Source organism: Neobacillus niacini, assembly GCF_046591715.1.
Classification (GTDB): Bacteria; Bacillota; Bacilli; order Bacillales; family Cytobacillaceae; genus Neobacillus; species Neobacillus niacini_L.
The window spans coordinates 49,260-67,236 of record NZ_JAWVNQ010000002.1 but is presented as its reverse complement, the minus strand read 5'-3'; the positions used below and the strand labels follow the sequence as shown (position 1 = coordinate 67,236).

Sequence of the window (17,977 nt, the reverse complement as noted above, 5' to 3'; positions counted from 1 at the left end):
ATTTTCCTTAATGGAGGTTATGACGATGAGAACAATGAAGCTGGGAAACAGCACATTAGAAGTGCCAGTGGTTGCCGTTGGCTGCATGCGGATTAAATCACTTGAAAAGAATGAGGCTGAAACTTTTGTCCAAAGTGCACTAGAAGAAGGCGCGAACTTCTTTGATCATGCGGACATTTATGGCGGCGGGGCTTGTGAGGAAATTTTTGCTGATGCGATACATATGAATCCAGCGGTTCGTGAAAAAATTATCCTGCAATCAAAATGCGGTATACGCAAGGGGATGTTTGATTTTTCAAAAGAGCATATTTTAGATTCCGTAGATGGAATTTTAAAAAGGCTGAACACTGAATATCTTGATGTTTTACTCCTGCACCGTCCTGATGCCTTGGTAGAGCCGGAGGAAGTAGCCGAGGCTTTTGATAAACTTGAGAGTTCTGGGAAAGTCCGCCACTTTGGTGTGTCCAATCAAAAACCTATGCAGATTCAACTGCTGCAAAAATATGTGAAGCAGCCGCTCGTAGCCAATCAGCTGCAATTGAGCATCACCAACGCCAATATGATTTCTAATGGGATCAATGTAAATATGGAGAATGACTCAGCGATTGACCGCGATGGCAGTGTCCTTGATTTCTGCAGACTGAACGATATTACCATTCAGCCGTGGTCACCATTCCAATACGGATTCTTTGAAGGCGTGTTTTTAGGAAACGAAAAGTTTCCAGAATTAAATCAGGCAATTGATGAAATCGGTGCTAAGTATGAAGTCAGCAATACGACTATTGCCATCGCGTGGCTGCTGCGCCACCCAGCCAAAATGCAGCCTGTTACAGGAACTATGAATGTGGACAGGTTAAAGGATTGCTGCAGAGCAAGTGAAATAAATCTAACACGTGAAGAGTGGTACAGCATCTATCGTGCTGCAGGAAATATCCTGCCATAATTTCACACAATAAATGACGAAGGAGTGCCCCGCTTGGGCACTCCTTGTTTTATTACTGCCTGAGGCTGGGCTCTATCCCCTGCCCTTATTCATCATCTACCTCGCCGTCGCCAATTTCATCTTCCTCTTCCACATCTTCAATCTTTTCCCCTTCCTCAGGCGGCTCATCATTACCACAGCCTGTAAGAGAGAAAAGAGAGCCGCTTAAAAGCAGCATCAATAAAAACTTCTTCCACTTCATATCAGTTCAAACCCCCTTTATCCTAGCTTTTCCAGATTAATCAGCATTATGAGGAAGGAGGATTTTAAATTTGAACTGTCCGTCTGGGGTGGACAGTGTCCACGAGTGGTGACAGGCACCATTCTTAGAAGATGTATTCTAGTTTCCAGATACCAGCTTTGTTTTTCTTTAATGAGTATGTTGTTTCTCCTTTGACACCAATTGATGCGTGGTTATTGTTTTTCTGTATCTCCAAGTTTCCTATGTTGGCTTTGATTTTTTCAAGTTCTATCTGCAAGGTTTTTGCTTCTTTTTCATATACGCTGTCGACGAAGTTTTGGTAATGAGGCATCTTAGTGCTTTCATCATCAAATAATTCATACATCGTTACGGTATGATTGAATTCTAATGCCTGCACAAACATTAGGAAGATGTCCTCCGGCTCCAACCCCTTCAGAACATCATCATTCCCTGTTTGATAGAATTTTTCATAAACGGGGGAAAGTTGATCCGAAATTACTTCAAACTCTAATGGCACTTCATCCATTACACCCGTATTACCAGTTTCCTTTAATCTCAATTGTGTACCATTGACTGCCGCAATATCTGCACTGTCCACCTGTTCACCTGTACTCCTAAAGTCCATTCGATACCAGGATAATGTTACATTCCCCACTATCTTTTCGCCTTGGTTAATCTTTAACAATTCAAGGACTTCGTCTTTATTTTCAGCAAAGTTGGAAATCGAAATCATTGGAATTCTGGCTGCACCTTCAGGAGCGGGAAGCTTCTTTGCCTCGGCCTCATCAGGATAAAACCATAGCTCTTGCGATTCCTCTATATAATGGAACATACCGCTCATGGTTTCAGATCCCGTAAACACTGCTTGGAAGGGTGAAGCAGGAAAATACCTGGCACTTGGCGAAACGGATTTTACTAGAAAGCCGCCCAGCTGTGTTCCCAATTCTATGGTTTTCGGGTCGAATTTAATCCCGGCAACTTCTGGAGTGTTGTTGATTGGTGCATTTTGCTGAGAAACAGAGTTCTCTTTGGAAAACAGCCCAAGCTGATTACCCATGTAACCCCCTATAAGGAAAAAGAATACAGCAACAGCAGCAAAGGACATCACCAAAGGAAAGAACCGATTTTGTTTTCTTTTTGAACTTGCTGCTTCTCGAATCTTTCTCCTTACACCCCGTTTATCCTCTTCGGTAAAAAAAGCATCCGAAGAAATATGTTCATCCATTTCTTCTTTAATAGTGTTAAGATATTTATCCATTTAACTCACCCCGTCCCAATAGATCTAAGCCTAGTCGTAACTTTTCCCGGCCTCGATGAAGTCTTACTTTAACCGTGCTTTCACTAATATTTAATAGCACCGAAATTTCATGAATGGAAAACTCTTTATAATAAAACAAAATGATAACTTCCCGGTATTTAATAGGCAGTTTAAGAATTTCCTGCGCTAGTTCACTTCTAGTGGACTGTTCCAGCAGATTATTCTCTGGACCTTTGTTAGTCCCAATAAAATCAAGAAGATTATTGGTATAACTCATTTTTCGGTAATGCCAGCTTTTTAAGTAGTCCTTGCATTTATTAATCGCAATCGAGTACACCCAAGTCTTTAAGGAACTTCTTCCCTCGAAAGTTCCCAGTTTAAGATAAAGTGTAAGAAAGATTTCCTGTGTTAAATCCTCCGTAAGTGCATAATCCCTAATATAGGTAAAAACCAAGCGCTTGATGGTTTCCCCGTAATCATTCATCAATATTTCTATAGCGTTGTCGGTGTTCATATTTAAGATATCTATTTTTTCATTGTCCGTATCATCCAGCAATTCCATACCCCTGCCCCCTTCTCTACAGTTTCGACGATTCAACTAATATAGAGGTTACAAAAATTTGTAAAAAAGTTGGTGCCTGTCACCGCTCGTGGACAGTGTCCACGAGCGGTGACAGGCACCATTTATACATCACTGTATATTCTCATCCTTCCTCTGCCTCTGATTCCTCTTCCTCTGTTTCTGATTCTTCTGCCTCTATTGCTTCTTCAACTCCTTCTTCTTGTTCTTTTTCGGCTTTGATTCTGATGATTTCTTCGTTTAGTTGTTCGAATGCGTTGAGTCTGTGGTTGGCGCTGGCCAGCAGGTCATCGATGATGACGATGAATTTTTCGTAAGGGACACCATTTTCGCTGCAGCCTGTGATCATTTTGAGTAAGTCTTTTTCATATAAATGGTAGCGTTCTTTAAAGGTTTTCGAATCCATGGTTAAGAAATACTCGTCTTCGACGACGAATTCGTTAAACACTTTTTTCGTTAAACGTTTTTTGGTAATTTCTATTTCTTGTTTATCCTTTTCATTATCGTAGTGGGCTTCATCTTCATACTCAGAACATAGCGTGTCATAGATTTTCTCCAGCAGCTCGGTTGGATTCAAATATTTCAATTCATCCATATAATCCCTCCTCCTTTTATAATTGCCCAAAAAGGATACTTATCGACGGTCAAATAAATTCATAAGCTTATTGTTACCGAACTTTTGCTTCCTATCGAATTTGGAGAACAATAACTGCACTATTGTGACCCAAACTTCATTCATCCTCGTTTTTCGGGCACAATACCCACACGATTGTGACCCAAACTTCATTCATCCTCGTTTTTCAGGCACAATCTTTCTATAAGAAAAAAAAGAATCCTAATCAACAAGGATTAGGATTTGTATTAAGAGACTTGATTAGCTAGGATGGTTACTAATGCACTTAGTATAATCGTGCCAATCATGATATTAATATAAAGCAGATTCTTTTTCATTTTTTTCTTACGCATTGATTCTTCTGGTGTCATCCACATACTTTTTGCCACAAACTTTACCCCTTTTTTACCTTCTAGCTAGTTATAAATGTATGAATAGTAATAACATCTATTAATTATACAAAAATAACAGATTGCGTCAATAGTAGTATGATGGCTTTTAAATAACTTGTACCTTTTGTACGTTTTTCTCTTTTTTAAATAGTAGCTTTGGACTAAAAAGACTGACTACGAAAAAGACGATCGTCAGAATTAGCACCCAAGTCCAAATTTGTTGGACAGCTGGTGTATTCCAAACACCTACAAAGTACAGCATCGCTGGAATCGTAAGGGTTACCCACGATAGAACGATGGCTGCCATACCAACGTAGCCATCAATTTTCTTATTAAGAGAGCCGGTTAGGAAGAATAACGACCATAAAAATGCCCACAATCCCCATGTTAACCCATTAACGACATCATGAAATTGAATAAAAGAGATGACCGTATACACAACCGCAATAAGGGAAACCCACAGGCTAAACCAGCCCAGACCACTGCCATTAAGCCCCTTCACAGAGGTAACCCCAACGTATAGGTACGTTAAACCAAATAAAAAGATAGCCGCATTATTATATAAATCCCAATTACCTTGACTCGAGGTCATGATTAAATAAAAAGGATTAATGATTTGGATCACTCCGACGAAAAGATTAAAATAGCCAACTGCTTTACCTTCTGCCTTTCCTAAAAGCATTAGACCATTTAGAAAAAGTACAGCACCTGATAAAAATAAACCAACAAAACTCATAGTAATCGCTGTGAAAATGGACTTTTCACAACTTTCCCCTCCTTTAAAATAGAAAAAAGCACTTTCCCTCCTCAGATAAGAAAAGAAATTGCCTTCTTAAAAAATAGCATTATTTAATACCTGTACCAATATAGCATAATAAGTGAACAAAAGTTAAGGAAGGTTTGAACAAAGTGTAAATTAAGTTTTTCCATTTTCCCCATATGTGCCCAATGCAAAAAACTACCCCCAAAAGGAGGCAGTTCTCTTTATGCATGTATGAATTTTACCTTTTGACCAGGCTTAAGATAAGAAAGAAACACGATATCATCCTCGACAACTTTTCCCACCACATTGACCCTTTCATCAGCAGGCAAATCACACAGGGTGATTTGGACCTCGCCACGATACCGTCCATATGCGTCATTGTCTCTTGTGATACTGCCAAGCCAACGTTCGCTCGAATTCTCAGGAAGTATTGAATCAGCACTTCTAGTATCCATAAACCGCAGAACATCTCGTGAAAAATCAGGTCGAAGCTTAAACTCTCCTTCTTGGAACCCTTCAATTCGTATTTCAATAGTAGAATTGGAATCAAAATCGATTAATCTCCTAAGTAGATCCTCACTCGCCTCTGGGTCACCAATATAGACATCACAAACACCATAATGGAACAATTCCAATGCCGCCAAAAATGGGTCTATTTCTCGGTGTTCTTCCAAGGTTGGCAGTCCTTCAAACAACGGACCACGTTTTTCCCCGTCACCTGGAATATAGGCACTAACCGGAATTCCATACTTCTCAAAAAGTTCATTTTGCCGCTGAAAAAACCAATCAGATAATCCGGTCTCAATTCTTGGATAGAAATTATGCCAGGCAAGCAGCTGACTCGCTTTTAATCCACCAGCCAATAAAGCACGGATATCTTCCTCAAAAATAATACTGGCATTCAGCGCAAGCTTAAATTCCTCCGCAAGCTTCAAAATCAATTCATTCTCAAAAAAATCATCAAGTCTGAGACCGCTGACGCCAAGTGATTTTAAATCAAATAAACTATCTAATCCTAAGTGACCTGGTGTCTTTAATGATACATCTGCATAAACCTCTATCCCTGCATCCTTTGCACACTGTAAGAGTACCATTGCACGACCCGCTAAATCTCCAGACTCTTCTGGGATGTGAAGCGAGGTAAACGCCCGCTTCACACCCATTTTTCCAGCTCGTTCAATTCTCTCTTCTGCTAAAGGATCATTTAGATAGAAGGAAATACCGATCAATCAAACTCACCAGCCATATCATCATTGAAACCGAATAGGTACGTGAACAAGAATCCTGCTGCATAAGCAATTAATACCCCGACTAAATAAAGGACAACCTGACCTGCAACTACTAGGAACGCAAGCGGCAGACCAGATACACCGATCGCGATGGTTGCGATACCAAATGCTGCTTGGAACGCACCGCCGACACCAGCACCTAAACATGCAGTTAAGAACGGACGGCCTAATGGTAGTGTAACACCGAAGATTAATGGCTCACCAATTCCAAGAATACCTGCTGGCAGACCACCGCCAATTGCTCTTTTTAAACGAGTTTTCTTTGTTTTAAGATAGATAGCAAATGCTGCACCGACTTGACCTGCTCCACCCATTGCTAAGATTGGAAGCAGCGGGTCATCACCAATTGTATTGATTAACTCTAAATGAATCGGTGTTAAACCTTGGTGTAAACCAGTTACAACAAGCGGAAGGAACGTTGCACCAAGAACAAATCCAGCAACGACACCGCCCATATCAAGCAATGAAGTTAAACCTTTTGTGATAATATCTGAGAAGAAACCACCAAGCGGCATAAAAACAAGATAAGTAACAATACCAGTAACCAATAAAGCCACAGTTGGTGTGATGAAAAGATCTAAACTAGTTGGAACAAACTTACGTACACGTTTTTCAACTAAAGCGATAAAGATGGCTGCAAACAATACGCCAATTAATCCACCGCGTCCAGGAAGTAAATCTGTACCAAACAAATGAATACCCGCAACAGCCGGGTTAATGATTAAGATACCCGCAATCGCACCAAGTGCTGGCGACCCGCCAAATTCCTTCGCTGCATTGGTACCAACTAAAATACCTAGGTAACCGAATAATCCACTTCCAATAACGGATAAAATCGTTGCAAGCTGAGAATCACCCGCTAACCAGCCTGCTTGAATTACCGCTTTTGTGATCCCGGTAATTAATCCTGATGCAACAAGGGCTGGGATTAATGGAATGAAAATACCAGCGATTTTACGTAAAAACATTTTAAACGGTGTTGCATTCTTTTTATTGATTTCTGCTTTTGTGCTCGCCGCTTTCTCTTTTAAATTGATTCCGCCAGCTGCGTCAATCAACTTACCGAACTCTTCTGTTACTTTATTTACTTTTCCAGGTCCAAGAATGATTTGAAGCGTTTCCTCTTCAACCACTCCAAGAACTCCATCAATTTTCTTAAGGGCAGCCTTATCGACCACACTCTCATCCTTCGGTGTCACGCGAAGTCTTGTCATACAATGTGTGTAATTGCCAATATTAGTGGATCCGCCTAATTGTTCCAGGATCTTTTCAGCTAATATTTTATTTTCTCCTGCCATTTTAATTCCCCTACTCTCTGTTGTATTTTTTTCATGAATCATGTGATCTATTTCCCCAATGAACATGGTGTAATAGTGTTCACATCACCCCCCTAAGTTCAACTTCTTTCTTTAATAAACCGTATCGCATCTCTGGTTTGATCAATTGCATGAATCGTTTGTTCATACTGAACAGTGGCCATCGACAAAAACAAAATATCCATCATATATAACTGTGCAAGACGTGATGAGGTTGCCGCACTTCTGAAAGCTGCTTCCCCTGCATAAGAAGTAAACAGTTTAATATCAGCAAGCGAAGCGACAGACGATTGTCCGTACTTAGTCAAACTAATCGTTTTTACACCGCGTTCTTTTGCAAGCGATATTACTTTAACCACCTCGGCTGTTTCACCAGAGTGCGAGATGGCAAACACCACATCATCCTCTTTGGCATTGGCAATCAAGGTTGCCACAAGGTGTGTATCAGTAAAAGCGGTTGCATTTTTTTGAATGCGAAGAAACTTCTGCTGTGCGTCTTTCGCAATAATATTTGAGGCGCCAATTCCGAAGAAATGGACATTCTCTGCAGGCAGCAATATCTGTACGGCCCGCTCCAGTTCCTCATAGTTGATGATCTCCGCAGAATCACGGATACTCTGAATACTATTGCTGGTAGTTTTCTGGACAATCGAGAAATAAGATTCACCAGGCTCGATGTCACGATACCCTTGTTCGGCGGGCTTCACCATATCGCCCGCAATTCTCACCTTTAAATCTTGAAAACCATTCAACCCGAGTGACTTACACAAGCGAATCACTGCAGCTCCACTCGTTTTCGCTTGAGCTCCGATCTCATTAACAGTACTGTTCAACACACTTTGTGGATTCTCGAGAATGAATTGAGCAATTTTCCGTTCAGAAGCCGGAAGCTGTTCCAGCATATTTTGAAGCATTTTTAATCCGCCTGCAGCCACACTACTACCACCTTTTCACCAAATCTATTGTTGAATGGCGATTTTTACATAGCCATTCGCTTCTGTTAATAGCTTTTCTGCTTCCTCTTTCGTGGTTTCACGTTTGATCATCACAATCGCTGTTTTCACCTGCAGCCCTGATTTTTCCAATGTTTCTAATGCAGTTTCATAGGAAACTCCAGTGATTTTGCGGATAATCCCAATCGCGCGTTCCTTTAATTTAAGGTTGCTCACTTTTACATCTACCATTAAGTTCTCGTAAGCCTTACCTAAAAGAATCATTGATGAAGTTGAAATCATATTTAAAATCATTTTGTGAGCTGTACCTGATTTCAAACGAGTTGAACCAGTCAGCACTTCTGGTCCGACAATGACTTCAATCGCTTGGTCAGCTTCCTTACTAATCGCTGCATTTTTATTACACGATAGCGCAACGGTTTTTGCTCCAATGCTTCTAGCATAGCGAAGTGCTCCAATCACATAAGGTGTCCGGCCGCTGGCTGCAATTCCGATCACGGTGTCGTTCTCTGTTAAATTTAAATCCTTCAGATCATTAACACCTAATTCCATGCTATCTTCGGCACCTTCAACTGCTTTAAGAAAGGCACCCTCTCCTCCTGCCATTAGCCCGACTACCATTTCTGGTTCTGTGCTAAATGTTGGCGGACATTCCACTGCGTCTAAAATGCCAAGTCTGCCGCTCGTTCCGGCACCTAAATAAATCAGGCGGCCTCCTTTTTTAAAGGATTCAAACACAAACTGAACGGCTGTCTCCACTTCTGGCAGAACTTCATTGACAGCTAGTGCCACCTTTTGGTCTTGGTCGTTCATGATTCGTAATATATCAATAGGACTTGCAGTATCAATCTGCATAGTCTCTTCGTTTCGGGATTCGGTCGTTAATAATTCAAGATTTTCTTCAATCATTTCCTGATCCTCCTCGGAGTAGTCTTTTCTAGTTGTAAGCGATTACTATGCACTCAATATATCATGTTTGAAATGATAATTCAACATTTTTATAAAAATAGTGAAATACCGTTTCAATCCTATTCTAGTAAATAACGACGAATTGCTTGTGCCACGCCTGCTTCATGATTACTCCCGGTCACTGTATCGGCCAATTTCTTCACTTCGTCCGGTGCGTTTCCCATCGCAATCCCTAGTCCTGCAGCACTGAGCATAAGGGAATCATTGAAATTATCGCCAATCGCAGCCATTTCTGAGATGTGAATATCGTACGCCTCACCAAGCTTTACTAGAGAGGAGGCCTTACTAACCCCAGCAGGTGAAATCTCTAAATTTAAGAAGTTGAAACTGCTGCTGATTTCCATACTCCCTACCTGTTTATCAATACTCTTTGAAAAATCAGCAAGTTTACCCTCATCATTAAATACAGCAATTTTTGTAATTACAGGATGATTTCTTTTTACATAGGTATAAAAATTATCAACCATTTTCACCTGACATCGGCTCCTGAAGCTCTCTCGTTCTGTAAGATCTGCTCCTGTTTTTTCAAGAGCGAGGATATTATTCTCAATCCAGTTCTGATTCCATTTCGTTTCTCTAGGAACAAGCAGGGTATCTCCTTCATAAAAATGAGCATAAATGCCTTCGCCTTCACACAACTCCCAAAAACTCATAAGGTGATCGTGCCCGAAGGCAGCCTGCTCACTAACTTCCCCACTTTCATCAAGAATCACAGCTCCGTTATAAGCAATAATCGGCTCCCCTTTTAATCCAATTGTATTGGCAATCCACCTAGTAGAAAGAGGTGACCTGCCGCTTGTGATAATCACTCTTCCTCCTCTTTCACGGAACTCATGAATCGCCTCGATATTTTCCTTATCAATCTCTCTTTGTTCATTTAATAGTGTTCCATCCAAATCCGTCGCTAGTAGTTTATATTTCATGATATTCTCCCCTTTGCACTTTTATTTCATAATGATTATAGTACTAATTAAAATATTATTTCAAAAATACTTCTTTCCATTATTTTTTTAAAGAGGTGTCACAAACATGCTTCAACCAGAGCTTGCTGAAAAAATTGTTAGAGAAGTTCAAAAGTTAATAGCAGAAGAAATTATTGTTGTGAACACAGAAGGCATCATCATGGCAAGCACCAATCAGGATCGGCTCGGCACCTTTCACGAAGGAGCCTTCATCACTTCACAGCAAAAGAAAAAGCTGATTATCACCGAGAAGGATGTTATGAAATTAGAAGGAGTTAAATCTGGGATCAATCTTCCTATTTTCTTTCAACATGAGGTCATCGGCGTTATAGGGATCACAGGTGACCCTGAAATGGTTACTCCTTTTGGGGAAATTATTCGAAAAATGACTGAGCTGCTAATCAGTGAAAATTACTTTGGGGAACAGTTTGACTATCACTCACGGGCGATGGAAACCTTTGTCCTTGAGTGGCTGCAGGCAAAAGAACCAAGTCCGGTTCTGCTTGAACGTGCCCGGGCGCTCTCGATTAGTCTGGATCTTCCACGTACTGCGGTCATTATCGAATTGGGACAAGGTAAGTTTCCATTATCAAGGGATGTGTGGTCGACGATTTTGAATTCCTTTTCGCAAAATAAAAACGATGTACTAACAAGGTCTGGGAATGAACGGATCATTATGTTAATCGATTGTTCTGAAGCCATTCAACCAACCTCACTCAAAAGCCGCCTTCAACAATTTTTACACTATATCAATAAGAGTTTTGGGATTTCCGTCTATGCCGGAGTTGGCCAATGTACGCTCCCTTCCACTCTGCACCATTCCTATGCACAGGCTGAACGTGCTCTAAAACTGGCTGAAAAAAATAGAAGTATTATTTTTGATGAGGAATTAACACTCGAGATGATTACCGGGGTCCTGACACAAGAGGTAAAATCCGAATTTATTCAGCGGACGATTGGTCCTATTTTAAAAGAAAAAGACCTATTGATGACCTTAAATGAGCTATTTAAACAAAACCATTCATTGAAAAACACAGCACAATCGCTGCACATTCATATCAATACCCTCCATTATCGTTTAAAGAAAATCGAGGAGCTGACCCATTTAAACCCCAACACCATCCATGATTTGTTTTGTTTGTATTTCGCTGTTCAACTTTTGGATGAATAACTAAATACAAAGCAATTTATTACTAAAAATTTGTATGTTTATCTATAGCAGGCTTAGGCCTGTTTTTTTTATACTTTAAGTAGTATGAAAATAGGACGAACTGGGGGAAATAACATGCTCTCGAATGAAGTAAAAGATAAGTTAATCTCAATCGTAACGAAGGAAAACTTCGATGATTCAAAAATAGAACGTTTAGTCTATTCCTATGATGCAACGCCAAACTTCCAATCAATGCCGGATGCAGTCGTCAGTCCGCGAAATAGAGAGGAAGTAGCTGAGATCTTGAAGGTTTGTAATCAATATGGAGTTCCGATTGTTCCGCGCGGCTCCGGTACCAACCTTTGTGCAGGTACGTGCCCAACTGAAGGCGGAGTGGTCCTTCTTTTTAAACATATGAACAGAATCTTAGAAATTGATGAAGAAAATTTAACGGTTACCGTGCAGCCAGGTGTGGTGACACTTGATATGATTCATGCCATTGAGGAAAAAGGTCTTTTCTATCCACCAGATCCAAGTTCAATGAAAATCTCAACGATTGGCGGTAATATCAACGAGAACTCCGGCGGCTTGCGCGGACTCAAATACGGTGTAACGAGGGATTATGTGATTGCACTTGAAATCGTATTGCCAAATGGCGATATCATTCGAACAGGCGGAAAGCTCGCAAAGGATGTAGCCGGATATGATTTAACGCGGCTGTTTGTCGGCTCTGAAGGAACACTTGGTGTGATTACCGAAGCCACGTTAAAATTGATTCCAATGCCTGAAACACGGAAAACAATGCTGGCACTTTACCAAGACCTTTCAGCAGCTGCAAGGTCGGTATCTAAAATTATCGCCAATAAAATCATTCCAACAACATTGGAGTTTCTCGATCAAGCAACACTAAAGGTTGTTGAAGATTATGCCCAGATTGGCCTGCCGACAGACGTCCAAGCGGTCCTGTTAATTGAGCAGGACGGTCCGCCGGAAGTGGTTGAGCGCGATATCGCTAAAATCGCTGAAGTATGTAAGCAGGAAAACGCGGTATCGATTCAAATTGCTGCAACTGAAGAGGAAGCAATGGCGCTTAGAACGGCACGCCGGGCAGCACTCTCTGCAGTGGCACGATTAAAACCAACAACGATTTTAGAAGATGCGACGGTCCCGCGTTCGGAAATTGCCAACATGGTAAAAGCAATTAATGAAATTACCGAAAAATACAATCTGACCATTTGTACCTTTGGTCATGCCGGTGACGGCAATCTTCATCCTACATGTGCAACGGATGCGAGAGACCATGATGAAATGGAACGCGTTGAAAAAGCATTCGCTGAAATCTTTGAAAAGGCGATTGAACTAGGCGGAACCATTACCGGCGAACACGGAGTCGGAGCAATGAAGGCACCGTACTTAGAATGGAAGCTGAAAAAAGAAGGAATCGCAGCAATGATGGGAATCAAGCAGGCGTTTGACCCGAACAACATCATGAACCCTGGAAAAGTGTTTGCCAAAGACAGCAAGAAACGGGTGGTGATTACAAGATGACAACCTTACTCGAGCAGGAAAAAATTCAACAGCAATTTAAAGAGCGGATGAATGAAGATGAGCTGCTAAACTGTATGCGCTGCGGCTTTTGTCTGCCAACCTGCCCAACCTATATTGAATCAGGGTACAAGGAATCTCATTCACCCCGCGGACGGATTGCGATGATGAAAGCGGTCGTCGATGGAATTGTCGAACCCGATGAGGAGTTCGAGCGTTCACTTGAACTATGCCTTGGCTGCCGGGCATGCGAACCAGTCTGTCCTTCCGGCGTGAATTACGGTCACTTACTGGAAGAGGCAAGAGATATTATTAATCAAAACAAGAAGCATTCACTACCTGTCAGGGCTGTTAGAAAAACGGTATTTGAAGGGTTATTCCCTCACCAAAACCGGATGCGCACGATGGTAGGTCTTCTCGGATTTTACCAGCGCTCTGGAGTTCAGACTCTTGCTCGGAAAGTGGGTTATTTAGGGCTGTTACCTGACAATCTAGCCACTATGGAAAAAGTACTGCCTAAAGTACCGACCATGAAAGAAATGAAGAACCGTCCGGAACATCTGCCGGCATTAGCTGAGAAAGTACACAAGGTAGCGTTTTTCAGCGGCTGTTTAATGGATACGATGTTCCTGAAAACAAACGATGCGACGATGAAATTATTGCAACTAGCCGGCTGTGAGATTGTAATCCCTAAACAGCAGACCTGCTGCGGGGCTCTTCACGGACACAGCGGTGAAAAGGATGCAGCGAAGGAGCTTGCGAAGAAAAACATTGCAGCCTTTGAGGATTTAGGGGCGGACTTTATTATTACCAATGCAGGCGGCTGCGGTGCCTTCCTTGTGGATTATGATCATCTGCTTAAGGATGACCCTGTTTGGAGTGAGCGGGCTGCAGCGTTCAAAGCGAAAATAAAGGATATTTCTGAAATCCTCGTGGCAGTTTCTTTTCATAAAAAAGTGAAACTAGAGCTCCCGCCTCAGGTGATTACCTATCAGGATTCCTGCCATTTGCGGAATGTAATGAAAACTGCCTCTGCTCCCCGGACGCTATTGGGGGCGATAAAAGGGGTACAGTTCAAAGAAATGAAAGAAGCTGACCGCTGCTGTGGTTCTGCTGGAATCTATAACATCGTGGAGTCGGAAATGTCGATGGTCATGCTCGACTATAAAATGGTCCAGGCGAAAGCAACTCATGCGACTACCATCGTAACCGCAAACCCTGGCTGTTTGCTGCAAATGCAGTTAGGAATTGAGCGTGAAGGCTTGTCTGGCAAGATGCGCGGTGTTCATATTGTGGATTTGTTAGCGGAGGCAGTGAAAGAATAGGGTAGTACTCGGTATGAAAAAGGCTTTCGATAACAGGTGCTTTGTTGTTATATGATTTAGGAATTGGACGTATGGATATGGCATACGTCCTTTTCTTTATTTATCAAGAGGGTTACCTGTTGGTTGTGGAGTCAGGTTAGTGCCCGGGCTATTAGACGGAGAAATTCCGCTTAATTAGCAAATTTAATAAAAGGGACTCGAATAGACGGAGAGATTCCGCCTACTGACTCAAAAGGCACGAAAATGGACGATTTTGCATTGAATAGCCGGAAAACCTCCGCTTAAATCCCTCGAAATGAGCTCCATTTTAGATTTACCCGGAAAATCTCCGTCTATTTTTTACTTTGCTGGTTTTGATTGAATAACTGCAATTTCGGGAGATTTATTCCTCAATCAGAGGGAATTAGAATCCCTCTTTCAGCCTCTCTTCCAATAATTGTGCTATACTTTAGAAAGTTTGTTTAAGAGAAAGAAGGTACTTTTCTTGGAATTATTAGAGTCAAAAGCAAATGCTAAATCAACCTATTTATATTTTTTTATTATCGGGATTGTCCTCGTAGCCTTTAACCTGCGTCCAGCCATCACTTCTCTTGGGCCGTTAGTCGGGTTAATCCAAGAGGATGTTGGGCTTGCACATTGGAGTGCAGGTTTATTGATGAGTTTACCTTTAGTGGTGTTCGCTGTTATGTCTCCACTTGTTCCTAAAATAGCAGATCGTTTAACCAATGAAATGACTTTGATTATTGGATTAACATCCCTTTTAATCGGTATTTCAATACGCTCGATTCCACTGACCTTTTTCCTTTTCGCCGGGACTCTTTTGGCCGGGTTAGGAATCGCGATTGGAAATGTTTTGTTACCAGCGGTTGTGAAGGATAAGTTTCCAGAGAAATTCGGCTTAATGACAAGTGTTTATTCCACCTCAATGGGATTAATTGCTTCCCTTGCTTCAGGAGTCAGCATTCCTTTGGCAATGGATTTGCACCTAGGCTGGCAGGGAGCTCAAATCGTCTGGGCGATCCCAGTAGTTGTGGCCATCGTCGTGTGGGTGTTTCTTCGAAAAAGTAACGGAAAAGATTCCAGAGTCATTCAAAGGAAGCAAGATGCCGGCCATAATAAACTATGGCGTACTCCCCTTGCCTGGCAAATCGCGATTTTTATGGGTTTCCAGTCCTTTTTATTTTATGTAACGATTTCTTGGCTTCCTGAGATCCTGCATAGCCATGGAATCAGCATGGGGACAGCGGGATGGATGCTTTCTTTTACCCAGCTGGTTGGATTACCCGCAAGTTTCTTCATTCCTGTCCTTGCAGGACGTGCTAAGTCGCAGGTATGGATTGGATTCATATTAGGAATGTTCGCCGTTGGCGGTTATAGCGGATTACTCTTAGGCACATCCTATCCAATTTTAATCATAAGTATTGTCTTGATTGGATTAGCCTTGGGAGGAAGTTTCCCCTTAGCGCTTACTTTTATCGGACTTCGCGCTCGAAATGCAAACCAGGCCGCAGCGTTATCCGGGATGGCACAATCAACAGGCTATCTCCTAGCGGCAGTCGGTCCATTGATTATTGGCTATTTATTTGATTTAGCACATTCGTGGACCATTCCGATCATTACTCTTATTTTGGTTTCTGTTGTTGTCATCATATTTGGAATGTTATCCGGACGGAATCGGTATGTGTAAATTGGACAGAGAAAATGCTTGGAGTGTGCGGCTCCAAGCATTTTTTGCTTTTTAGATATTTCTTCTTGAAAAAAACCGAAGGAAATATCCCTCGGTTTCTTATTGAATACATATTAATTTTTTAAATCAATCGTAGCAACACCGTCTTCTTTTGTTGCTGCAACTTCTTCCGTTTCGACTTCAGTTTCTACAACAGCAGTTTCTTCGGAAGTTTCAGCGGCTTCAGTATCTTCAGCCGGTACGTCTTCAGCAACTCCTACTGCTTCTGCTTCTGCAAGAACAGCTGAATTGTCTGCTGCATGTGCTTTTGCATTATCGCTTGCTTTTACACTAGCTTGTGACTTTGCTTTGTTTGCTGCAGATGGGTTTACTTTTTCCTCTTCTTCAACATCTTCATCTTCTTCGTCATCTTTCGTTTTTACAATTGCGTCTTTTTCAAATTCGATGTTTTTGGAATCTTCGTCCTCATCATCTTCTTCAATACGGATCACTGAGTCAGAGTCAGAATCTGTATCTTCATTTTCTTCTTTTGCATCGTCATCTTCATCTTCCGTTTTTGCAGCAACATCGTTATTAACGTCTACAGTTTCTTCTTCAGAATCTGTTTTTGTATCGACAACCGTTTCATCTGTTGTAACTTCAGCTTCTTGTTCCAACTTAGGTGTTGTTTCTGTTACTTCCTCTTCTACAACTACATCTTCAGCTTTTTCTCCCTTTCCATGAACAGCTGAATTTGGTGCTGCATGCATTTTTGCATTTTCGCTTGCATGGACGCTCGCCTGCGACTTACTTGCTTTTTCTTTTTGAGGCTTAGCTTCATCCTTTGCCTGTACAGCTGGTGCAGCCGGAACAACTGGTTTAGCATTAGCATTAGCATTTCCGTTACCTGATTGTTTCACTTGAACTGTTTTTTCAGCCTTTGCGTGATCTGGTCCTGCAGCTTCAGTAAACTGACCTCCAGCAAAAATTCCAAACGATAATGCTCCAGCAAGTACAAAAGATTTAGTAACTTTATTAGGGTTTAAGTAATGTTTCATTTTTAATTCGCTCCTTTTATTATCATGATCCGTGGCATATACTGCGGGTAACATTGGTTAATAAAGGAGCATTCTTCAGGCGGCTTCGATGGCGGAGCATTCACCCATTGAGTATTCATCAATGCCAGCCGGGAAAGATACGGCTGGACGAGTTTGTTTTCAAAGTAGTGTCTATCCCATTCAAACCATTTATCCAGCAAGCTTAAATTATTTATTCCATGATTGACCCGATCATTTGATTGACCCCCTGAACTGCTGCTTCTCTGTGTTTGGTTCAGTGTTTGGTTCACTTTAGGTATCTTTTCCTTTTGTACAGGAGCTTTCTGCGGCTCCTGCTCAACGGATTCTGATGCCTTTCTGTCTATATCTTCTCCGCGCAAAACGACAGGATTATCTGCCTTTTCAACTTTACCTTTATCCTGGATATAATTTTTAGGATTCAATTTTTCTACTGTTGGTTTTGCTTGGACAGCCTCTTTTTGTTTGGGCCCATTGCCCTGAACAACCTTTTCAGCCTTCTTAACCTCAGACTTTCCGTTTCCATTTGCCTGCACTGGAAGTTGTTTTTCCATCGCGGCCTGATTTGGAATATTTGGGGCTGACTGCTGTTTAGCTTGTGCTTGATTGTCACGTGCATGTTCAGGAATTGACTTATTCAGCGATTTCGCCTCTTCCATCTTTGCCTGAGCTGGGATTGTTTCAGGTTCTGGTCCTGAAGCCGGTTCTGATACTGGTTCTTCTGCAGGTTCGGATACTGAAGCATGATCCGGTATAGAAGAATTAGCTTGTCCCTTTTGGGAACGAAGTTCATTTTTCTCAGCAAAAGCATTGTCTGGAAAAAACATCGCCGCACTAACCATTAGAGCGAATATAAGAAATTGGCGGAAGTGCACTATTTCACCCCCTTTCAATGAAACGTTACGTTCATGGACAATATTCGAGTTAAACCGTCAT

Annotated in this window: 18 protein-coding genes; 5 read left to right on the top strand and 13 right to left on the bottom strand. The window is 41.6% G+C overall.

Annotated elements, in window-relative coordinates; all coding sequences use genetic code 11:
* The first annotated feature begins 25 nt into the window (after positions 1-25).
* Positions 26-943 carry an aldo/keto reductase gene (locus SFC47_RS07755; protein WP_411253699.1) on the top strand — a complete coding sequence of 306 codons (918 nt, stop codon included), beginning with the start codon at positions 26-28 and terminating at the stop codon, positions 941-943.
* An 85-nt stretch (positions 944-1,028) separates the two neighbouring features.
* On the opposite strand, the gene SFC47_RS07750 is transcribed toward SFC47_RS07755, so the two are convergent.
* The 11 genes from SFC47_RS07750 to SFC47_RS07700 form a co-directional block, all read right to left on the bottom strand.
* Positions 1,029-1,184, bottom strand: coding sequence for a hypothetical protein (locus SFC47_RS07750; protein ID WP_411253698.1), 156 nt, complete (start codon positions 1,182-1,184; stop codon positions 1,029-1,031).
* A 124-nt stretch (positions 1,185-1,308) separates the two neighbouring features.
* Positions 1,309-2,442 (bottom strand): hypothetical protein, encoded by a 1,134-nt coding sequence (locus tag SFC47_RS07745; protein ID WP_411253697.1) that lies wholly within the window; start codon positions 2,440-2,442, stop codon positions 1,309-1,311.
* Positions 2,435-3,004 (bottom strand): sigma-70 family RNA polymerase sigma factor, encoded by a 570-nt coding sequence (locus SFC47_RS07740; RefSeq protein ID WP_411253696.1) that lies wholly within the window; start codon positions 3,002-3,004, stop codon positions 2,435-2,437. Before SFC47_RS07740 ends, SFC47_RS07745 begins: the two co-directional genes overlap by 8 nt.
* A gap of 142 nt (positions 3,005-3,146) precedes the next feature.
* Entirely contained in the window at positions 3,147-3,617 is a 471-nt protein-coding gene (locus SFC47_RS07735; RefSeq protein ID WP_411253695.1) for a hypothetical protein, read from the bottom strand.
* A gap of 266 nt (positions 3,618-3,883) precedes the next feature.
* Positions 3,884-4,024: a hypothetical protein gene (locus tag SFC47_RS07730; RefSeq protein WP_283952744.1), complete on the bottom strand. Its 141-nt coding sequence runs from the start codon at positions 4,022-4,024 to the stop codon at positions 3,884-3,886.
* Between the two features lie 109 nt (positions 4,025-4,133).
* The gene (locus SFC47_RS07725; RefSeq protein WP_411253694.1) at positions 4,134-4,763 is read right to left on the bottom strand and encodes an AmiS/UreI family transporter; all 630 of its coding nucleotides are present in this window, start codon (positions 4,761-4,763) and stop codon (positions 4,134-4,136) included.
* A gap of 248 nt (positions 4,764-5,011) precedes the next feature.
* A complete protein-coding gene (locus SFC47_RS07720; RefSeq protein WP_411253693.1) occupies positions 5,012-6,019 on the bottom strand; it encodes a MupG family TIM beta-alpha barrel fold protein in 1,008 nt (335 codons plus the stop codon).
* Complete coding sequence (locus SFC47_RS07715) at positions 6,016-7,377, bottom strand: PTS transporter subunit EIIC (RefSeq protein WP_411253692.1); 1,362 nt, start codon at positions 7,375-7,377, stop codon at positions 6,016-6,018. Before SFC47_RS07715 ends, SFC47_RS07720 begins: the two co-directional genes overlap by 4 nt.
* A 98-nt stretch (positions 7,378-7,475) precedes the next feature.
* The gene (locus SFC47_RS07710; protein WP_411253691.1) at positions 7,476-8,330 is read right to left on the bottom strand and encodes a MurR/RpiR family transcriptional regulator; all 855 of its coding nucleotides are present in this window, start codon (positions 8,328-8,330) and stop codon (positions 7,476-7,478) included.
* Positions 8,331-8,354: 24 nt separating this feature from the next.
* Positions 8,355-9,257, bottom strand: coding sequence for an N-acetylmuramic acid 6-phosphate etherase (murQ, locus tag SFC47_RS07705; RefSeq protein ID WP_411253690.1), 903 nt, complete (start codon positions 9,255-9,257; stop codon positions 8,355-8,357).
* A gap of 119 nt (positions 9,258-9,376) precedes the next feature.
* Positions 9,377-10,240 (bottom strand): HAD family hydrolase, encoded by an 864-nt coding sequence (locus SFC47_RS07700; RefSeq protein ID WP_411253689.1) that lies wholly within the window; start codon positions 10,238-10,240, stop codon positions 9,377-9,379.
* A gap of 106 nt (positions 10,241-10,346) precedes the next feature.
* Here SFC47_RS07700 and SFC47_RS07695 point away from each other — a divergent pair, with 106 nt between their 5' ends.
* The 4 genes from SFC47_RS07695 to SFC47_RS07680 all read left to right on the top strand — a co-directional run bounded on the left by SFC47_RS07695 (position 10,347) and on the right by SFC47_RS07680 (position 15,986).
* On the top strand, positions 10,347-11,450 hold the full coding sequence (locus tag SFC47_RS07695; RefSeq protein ID WP_411253688.1) for a CdaR family transcriptional regulator: 1,104 nt from the start codon (positions 10,347-10,349) through the stop codon (positions 11,448-11,450).
* 114 nt (positions 11,451-11,564) lie between these two features.
* Positions 11,565-12,977: a glycolate oxidase subunit GlcD gene (gene glcD, locus SFC47_RS07690; RefSeq protein ID WP_411253687.1), complete on the top strand. Its 1,413-nt coding sequence runs from the start codon at positions 11,565-11,567 to the stop codon at positions 12,975-12,977.
* Positions 12,974-14,299: a (Fe-S)-binding protein gene (locus SFC47_RS07685; RefSeq protein WP_411253686.1), complete on the top strand. Its 1,326-nt coding sequence runs from the start codon at positions 12,974-12,976 to the stop codon at positions 14,297-14,299. The genes glcD and SFC47_RS07685 overlap by 4 nt, the downstream gene beginning before the upstream one ends.
* 484 nt (positions 14,300-14,783) lie before the next feature.
* Entirely contained in the window at positions 14,784-15,986 is a 1,203-nt protein-coding gene (locus tag SFC47_RS07680) for a CynX/NimT family MFS transporter (RefSeq protein WP_411253685.1), read from the top strand.
* A 113-nt stretch (positions 15,987-16,099) separates the two neighbouring features.
* Here SFC47_RS07680 and SFC47_RS07675 read toward each other — a convergent pair whose 3' ends face one another.
* Positions 16,100-17,023: a hypothetical protein gene (locus tag SFC47_RS07675; protein WP_411253684.1), complete on the bottom strand. Its 924-nt coding sequence runs from the start codon at positions 17,021-17,023 to the stop codon at positions 16,100-16,102.
* Between the two features lie 2 nt (positions 17,024-17,025).
* Positions 17,026-17,916 (bottom strand): hypothetical protein, encoded by an 891-nt coding sequence (locus SFC47_RS07670; protein ID WP_411253683.1) that lies wholly within the window; start codon positions 17,914-17,916, stop codon positions 17,026-17,028.
* Between the last annotated feature and the right edge of the window lie 61 nt (positions 17,917-17,977).

What these genes read in the sequence shown, in the direction of transcription:
- SFC47_RS07755 (WP_411253699.1), top strand. Translation starts at nt 26, where the DNA reads ATGAGAACAATGAAGCTGGGAAACAGCACATTAGAAGTGCCAGTGGTT.
- SFC47_RS07750 (WP_411253698.1), bottom strand. Translation starts at nt 1,184, where the DNA reads ATGAAGTGGAAGAAGTTTTTATTGATGCTGCTTTTAAGCGGCTCTCTT.
- SFC47_RS07745 (WP_411253697.1), bottom strand. Translation starts at nt 2,442, where the DNA reads ATGGATAAATATCTTAACACTATTAAAGAAGAAATGGATGAACATATT.
- SFC47_RS07740 (WP_411253696.1), bottom strand. Translation starts at nt 3,004, where the DNA reads ATGGAATTGCTGGATGATACGGACAATGAAAAAATAGATATCTTAAAT.
- SFC47_RS07735 (WP_411253695.1), bottom strand. Translation starts at nt 3,617, where the DNA reads ATGGATGAATTGAAATATTTGAATCCAACCGAGCTGCTGGAGAAAATC.
- SFC47_RS07725 (WP_411253694.1), bottom strand. Translation starts at nt 4,763, where the DNA reads ATGAGTTTTGTTGGTTTATTTTTATCAGGTGCTGTACTTTTTCTAAAT.
- SFC47_RS07715 (WP_411253692.1), bottom strand. Translation starts at nt 7,377, where the DNA reads ATGGCAGGAGAAAATAAAATATTAGCTGAAAAGATCCTGGAACAATTA.
- murQ (WP_411253690.1), bottom strand. Translation starts at nt 9,257, where the DNA reads ATGATTGAAGAAAATCTTGAATTATTAACGACCGAATCCCGAAACGAA.
- SFC47_RS07700 (WP_411253689.1), bottom strand. Translation starts at nt 10,240, where the DNA reads ATGAAATATAAACTACTAGCGACGGATTTGGATGGAACACTATTAAAT.
- SFC47_RS07695 (WP_411253688.1), top strand. Translation starts at nt 10,347, where the DNA reads ATGCTTCAACCAGAGCTTGCTGAAAAAATTGTTAGAGAAGTTCAAAAG.
- glcD (WP_411253687.1), top strand. Translation starts at nt 11,565, where the DNA reads ATGCTCTCGAATGAAGTAAAAGATAAGTTAATCTCAATCGTAACGAAG.
- SFC47_RS07685 (WP_411253686.1), top strand. Translation starts at nt 12,974, where the DNA reads ATGACAACCTTACTCGAGCAGGAAAAAATTCAACAGCAATTTAAAGAG.
- SFC47_RS07675 (WP_411253684.1), bottom strand. Translation starts at nt 17,023, where the DNA reads ATGAAACATTACTTAAACCCTAATAAAGTTACTAAATCTTTTGTACTT.